Genomic DNA, 6,033 nt, shown 5'->3' on the forward strand with positions numbered 1-6,033 from the left:
CTCCGGCTCCACGGGGCAGCCGAAGGGGGTGATGGTGGAGCACCGGAGCCTGGCCAACCTGGTGGCGTGGCACCGCGCCGCGTTCGGGGTGCAGGCGGGCGACCGGTCGTCCAGCGTGGCGGGGTTCGGGTTCGACGCGACGACGTGGGAGGTGTGGCCGCCGCTGTGCGCCGGCGCCGCGCTGCTGCTGCCGGCCACGCGCGATCCGCAGGCGCTGCTGGAGTGGTGGGAGGCGCAGGCACTGGACGTGAGCTTTCTCCCCACGCCGCTGGCGGAGGTCGCGTTTGCGCGCGGCCGTTCCAGCGCGGGGCTGCGCACGCTGCTGATCGGCGGCGACCGGCTGCGGAGCATGCCGGCCGAGCCGCTGCCGTACACGCTGGTGAACAACTACGGGCCCACGGAGACCACCGTGGTCGCCACTTCCGGCGAAATCGGTGCGTCCGCGAAGGTGCACATCGGCCGTCCGATCGCCAACACGCGGGTCTACGTGCTGGACCGGGCGGGCCAGCCGGTGCCGGAGGGTGTGGCGGGCGAGCTGTACATCGGCGGGGCGGGGGTGGCGCGCGGCTACCAGCATCGTCCGGGGCTTACGGCGGAGCGCTTCGTTCCTGACCCCTTCGGCAGCGAGCCCGGTGCGCGGCTGTACCGAACGGGTGACCTGGTGCGGTGGCTGGCGGACGGGACGCTGGAGTTCCTGGGCCGCACCGACTTTCAGGTAAAGATCCGCGGCTTCCGCATCGAGCTGGGGGAGATCGAAGCGGCGCTTCGGAGCCATCACGCGGTGCGCGAAGCGCTCGTCCTGGCGCGCGAGGACGCGCCCGGGGACCCACGGCTGGTGGCCTACTACGTGGGCGAGGCACTGGACGTGGAGACGCTTCGCGCGCACCTGTCGGAGCGGCTGCCGGAGTACATGGTGCCGGCCGCGTACGTGTGGCTGGAGGCGTATCCCCTCACTCCCAACGGCAAGGTGGACCGCAAGGCGCTCCCCGCGCCGGAGGGCGACGCCTACGCGCGGGGCGGCTACGAGGCGCCGGTGGGGGAGACGGAGGCGGCGCTGGCGGAGATCTGGTCCGCGCTGCTGGGGGCGGAGCAGGTGGGCCGCTGGGACAACTTTTTCGAGCTGGGCGGGCACTCGCTGCTGGCCGTGCAGGTGATCTCGCGCGTGCGGCAGATGCTGGGTGCCGAGGTGGCGCTCGCCGACCTGTTCGAGCGCCCGGTGCTGGCGGATCTGGCGCGGGCCATCGACGGCGCGGCGCGCACGGAGCTCCCGCCGATCGAGCCGGCCGACCGCTCGGCGCCGCTGCCGCTCTCGTTTGCGCAGCAGCGGCTCTGGTTCATGGACCGGATGGAGGGGACGGGGTCGGCGTACCACATCACCGACCGCCAGCGGCTGCGGGGCGAGCTGGACCGCGACGCGCTGCGGCGGGCGCTGGACCGCATCGTGGCGCGGCACGAGTCGCTGCGCACGACGTTCGCCGAGGTGGACGGCGAGCCGGTGCAGCGCGTCACGCCGGCGGAGGCAAGCCCGTTCCAGCTGGCGGAGCACGACCTTCGCCGCGCCGCCGAACCGGGCGCCGAGCTTCGCCGGCTGGCGGCGGAGGAGGCGCGTGCGCCCTTTGACCTGGCGCAGGGCCCGCTGATCCGCGGCTTTCTGGCGCGGCTGGCGGAGGACGACCACGTGCTGCTGATCAGCATGCACCACATCGTCTCCGACGGGTGGAGCATGGGCGTGCTCACCCGCGAGCTGAACGCGCTCTACACGGCCTTCCGCGAGGGCAGGCCCGATCCGCTGCCGCCGCTCGCGGTGCAGTACGCCGACTACGCCGCGTGGCAGCGGCGCTGGATGGAGGGCGAGGTCCTTCGGGAGCAGGCGGAGTACTGGCGGGAGGCGCTGTCCGGCGCGCCCGAGCTGCTGGAGCTGCCGGCGGACCACGCGCGCCCGGCGCAACAGGACTTCACCGGCGCCACCGCTGGCGTGATGCTGGACGAAGCGCTCTCGGCCGCGCTCAAGGAGCTTTCGCGGCGCCACGGGACCACGCTGTACATGACGCTGCTCGCGGGATGGGCGGCGATGCTCTCCCGTCTGTCGGGGCAGGACGAGGTGGTGGTCGGCACGCCGACGGCCAACCGCGGGCGGGCGGAGATCGAGGGGCTGATCGGCTTCTTCGTGAACATGCTTCCCGTGCGCGTGGAGCTGTCCCACGCGCCCACGGTGGCGGCGCTGCTGGCGCGGGTGAGGGAGCGCGCGCTGGGTGCGCAGCATCACCAGGACATCCCCTTCGAGCAGGTGGTGGAGATCGTCCACCCGGCGCGCAGCATGGCGCACGCGCCGCTCTTCCAGGCGATGTTCACCTGGCAGAACGCCTCCAGCGCCGGCACTGCCGCCGGGCTCCCCGGCCTGACGCCCGCGCCGGTGGGCCCGGCGGAAACGTCGGAGCGCCGGGCTGCGGGACCGGCCGCCCCGGCGCCGTCCGCGCCGGCGACGGCCAACGTGGACCTGTCGCTGGCGCTCTGGGAGCACGGCGGGAGGATCGAGGGCGTTGTGACGTACGCCGCCGCGCTCTTCGATCAGCCCACGGTGGAGCGCTGGGTCGGCTATCTTCGCCGCGTGCTGGAGGGTATGGCCGCGGACGACACCCGGCGGGTGGACCGGCTGAAGATCGTCCCCGAGGACGAGCGCCGGCGGATGGTGGAGGAGTGGAGCCGCACGGAGGCCGTGGCTTCAGCCGAAGCGTTGGTGCACGCGCTGTTCGAGGCGCAGGTGGAGCGTGCGCCTGGCGCGGCGGCCGTGGTCTTCGGCAGCGACCGCCTTACCTACGCGGAGCTGAACGCGGCCGCCAACCGGCTGGCGCGGCGGCTCCGCGCGGCCGGCGTGGGTCCCGAGGCGCGTGTGGGGGTGATGCTGGAGCGCTCGGCCGAACTGGTCGTCGCGCTGCTGGCGGTGCTGAAGGCGGGCGGAGCGTACCTCCCGCTGGACCCGGCGCTCCCCGCCGCCCGCCGCGCCGCGCTGGCGGCCGACGCGGGCGCCGCCGTGCTGGTGACGCGCGAGCCGGCGCTGGAGGGCTTCGCCGGAAGAATCATCTCCCCGGCCGAGGCGGAGGGGGAGGATGGGGACGATCTCGCGCTCGACGTCCCCCCCGCCGCGCTGGCGTACGTCATCTACACCTCCGGCTCCACCGGCACGCCCAAGGGCGTCGGCGTGGCGCACGCGGAAGCCGCCGCGCACTGCCGCGCGGCCGTGGCGACGTTCGGCTTGACCCCGGCCGACCGCGTGATGCAGTTCGCCGCGGTGGGGTTCGATGTGTCGCTGGAGCAGATGCTGGCGCCGCTCGCGGCCGGTGCCTGCGTGGTGATGCGCGGGAGCGAGGTGCCGACGCCGCTGGAACTGGCGCGGCAGGCGGCGGAGCAGGGGATGACCGTCATCAACCCCCCAACCGCGTACTGGCACCAGCTCGTCGCGGACTGCGAAGCGCTGGAACTGCTCGCCCGCAGCGTGCGGCTGGTGATCGCCGGCGGCGAGGCGATGAGCCCGGCGGCGGCGCGCGAGTGGGCTTCCGGACCCGCGGCCGGCGTGCGGCTGCTGAACGGCTACGGACCCACCGAGACGGTGGTTACCTGCACGTCGTACGGCGTCCCGGCTGTGCTGCCCAGCGGGGCGGTGCACGTCCCCGTGGGGCGGCCCCTTCCCGGGCGCGCGGCGTACGTGCTGGACGCCGCGGGCGATCCCGCCCCGCTGGGCGTTCCCGGCGAACTGTGCATCGGCGGCGTGCTGGCGCGCGGCTACCTGGGCCGCCCGGCGGCTACGGCGGCGGCGTTCATCCCCGATCCGTTCTCCGCCACGCCGGGCGCGCGGATGTACCGCACCGGCGACCGCGCCCGCTGGCTGGCCGCGGGGGAGCTGGAGTTCCTGGGCCGCGCCGACTTCCAGGTAAAGGTGCGCGGCTTCCGCATCGAGCCGGGCGAGATCGAGGCGCGGCTGGCGGAGCACCCGGAGGTGCGCGAGGCCGTCGTCCTGGCGCGCGAGGATGCCTCGGGCGAGAAGCGGCTGGTGGCGTACGTGGTGGGCCAGGCCGCGGCGGACGTGCTCCGGGCGCATCTGGCCGATTGCCTGCCGGAGTACATGGTGCCGTCGGCGTTCGTGCGGCTGGAGACGCTTCCGCTTACGCCCAACGGCAAGCTGGACCGCGCGGCGCTTCCGGCGCCGGAGAGCGACGCCCTCGCCACGCGCGGCTACGAGGCGCCGGCGGGCGAGACCGAGCAGGCGCTGGCGCAGATCTTTGCCGAGGTGCTGGGCGTGGAGCGGGTGGGCCGCCACGACAACTTCTTTGCGCTGGGCGGTCACTCGCTGCTGGCGGTGCGGGTGATCTCGCGGATGCGGCAGCTGCTGGGGGTTGAGGCGCCGCTGGCGCACCTGTTCTCGCATCCCACGGTGGAATCGCTGGCCGCGCGCGTTTCCGGCTCGGAATCTCCGGTCCAGCACGACCGCGCGATCGCCATCCGTTCGTCCGGATCGCGGCCCCCCCTCTTCCTGGTGTACGAGGGCGTGGGATCCACCGCGTACGCACAGGTGCTCCATCCCCACATCGACGCCGACGTCCCGGTGTACGCGCTCCCCGCGCCGCCGCCGTCGGAGCCGCCGCTGCGCACCGTCCCGGCGATGGCGGCGCGCCTGGTGCGGATGATCCGCGAGGTGCAGCCTTCGGGGCCGTACCGGCTGGGGGGGTGGTCGTTCGGGGGCGTTCTGGCGTACGAGGCCGCCGCGCAATTGATCGATGGCGGCCAGGTCGTCGAGTTCGTGGGGATGATCGACACCTATCATCCCGTTCGCACCGCCGCCCTGTCGTACAATGCGGCGCAGGAGCACGCGCTGCTGCTGCAGATGCTTCAGATGGCTGAAAGCGTGGAATCGAGCGGGCGCGTGGACGTTGACGCGGCGGGCGCCGCCGCCGGCGAGGCGGACCTGGAAACCTTTGTTACGCGGTGCCACCAGAAAGGGCTGCTCCCCGGCCACGTCACGGTAGAGCAGGCGCGTTGGATGCGCGACCTTCTGCGCGATCACCAGGCTGCCGTGCGCGAATACACGCCGCAGCCGCTGCCGGTGGCGGTCCACCTCGTTGCCGCCCAGGAGAGCGCCGACCCGGATCAGTCACGCGGCTGGCGGGCCATGCTCCCCGCGGGGCAGTTCCGGGTGATCTCCGTGCCGGGGACGCACCTGTCCATGATGCAGGCGCCCAACGCGGCCTCTCTGGGCGAGGCGCTGTCGCGGGCGCTCGACCGCGCGCGGGCGGGCTACTGAAAACAGAGGTCAGGGTACAGAGGAACAGAAAACAGCCAGAGGAACAGAGGAGGAATGCGGAACACCTCTGTTCCTCGGGCGGTTCCCGGTTCCTCTGTACCTTCCGATGTTGTTGTTCCGATTCGGTATCACACGAGAGGTCACAGGGGTTCTTCCTCGTGACCTCTCGCGGCTTTTGGGTATAAAGGCGTCCAATCCTGCGCACCTTTCGTGTCTCGGCGCGTGGGGCGCTGGTTGCAAAACCAGGGGAAGCCGTACCAGCAGATCGTAGCAAATCCACTTTCTCTCATCCTGATACGGTGAATCGGTCGCTTGCTCACAATCTTCTAAATCAATGAAAGTACTTGCGATAGGGATCTACGCCGAACACGGGTTATCCACCCGGGCAGCCCTGGGTAGCGGCCTCGCCGGTGAGGGAGTGGCGTATACATTTTCCCTATCTTTTTAACACGGTATTCGTTGACACCAGACAGGCGCCGGGCTATCGTTTGTTCCCCCCATTGAGGTGTAGATCGGCGCCGCGGTGCAGGTAGCGCGCGGCGCCCTGGGCCGTTCCGCTGATCGCGGTGCGCTTGGTTCCGATCCGTCCTCAGCCAAGCGGAACTGGGAGGCTGCGCGCTGCGGGTCCAGCTGGCGCGCCGATCCAGCGGCGCCCGGGATGCGGCCTGACGGGGCCCGGACAGCCCGCTTCGCCCCCCCCCCGCCGAACGACTCCGATGGGCCGGCCGGCCCGTTCA

At 72.3% G+C, this 6,033-nt stretch carries 1 protein-coding gene; it reads left to right on the forward strand.

Going from position 1 to position 6,033, the window contains the following annotated elements; all coding sequences use genetic code 11:
* The coding region (locus ACOJUJ_RS15825) for an amino acid adenylation domain-containing protein (protein ID WP_420127864.1) at positions 1–5,296 on the forward strand (5,296 nt) is incomplete at its 5' end.
* Between the last annotated feature and the right edge of the window lie 737 nt (positions 5,297–6,033).

This window comes from Longimicrobium sp. (genome assembly GCF_048594345.1).
Taxonomy (GTDB): Bacteria; Gemmatimonadota; Gemmatimonadetes; order Longimicrobiales; family Longimicrobiaceae; genus Longimicrobium.